General features: G+C 48.4%; 1 protein-coding gene. It reads left to right on the forward strand.

All coding sequences use genetic code 11. The annotated features are described in order from the left end of the window. Positions 1–395 (forward strand): hypothetical protein (locus I6F37_RS43735; RefSeq protein ID WP_225154945.1); only part of this gene is annotated, 395 nt, incomplete at both ends.

Genomic DNA, 395 nt, shown 5'->3' on the forward strand with positions numbered 1-395 from the left:
CGCCTTGGTTGCGGCAGGCTGCTCATCGGCGACAAATACAGCGACCACAAACGCTAATCAGACGAAGACAACGGCGAATTCAGCTAATACAAATACGGCAAACACCGCGACAACTTCTAAAAAAGAGGAAGATGCCCCGGCAAGCATAAAAGCGGCGTTGCCCGATGCACAATCATTTACTGGTCAGCATAAGGACATTCCGAAAGATGCAATTGCCGACATCGAAAAAGACTCTGGTGGAATAGTTCCCGATACCGACCATCATTCATATTTAGCTTTCTCGACGACGGGGGGTGCGCGAAAACAAATCGGTGCGGCAACCATAGTCAAAGCCGGAGGAAAAGAATTAGTGGTTGTTTATGACAGCAAAAACGGTTCACCCGTAGTCAAAGAAG

It is taken from the genome of Bradyrhizobium sp. NBAIM08 (assembly GCF_020193935.1).
In the GTDB taxonomy this organism is placed as follows: Bacteria; Pseudomonadota; Alphaproteobacteria; order Rhizobiales; family Xanthobacteraceae; genus Bradyrhizobium; species Bradyrhizobium yuanmingense.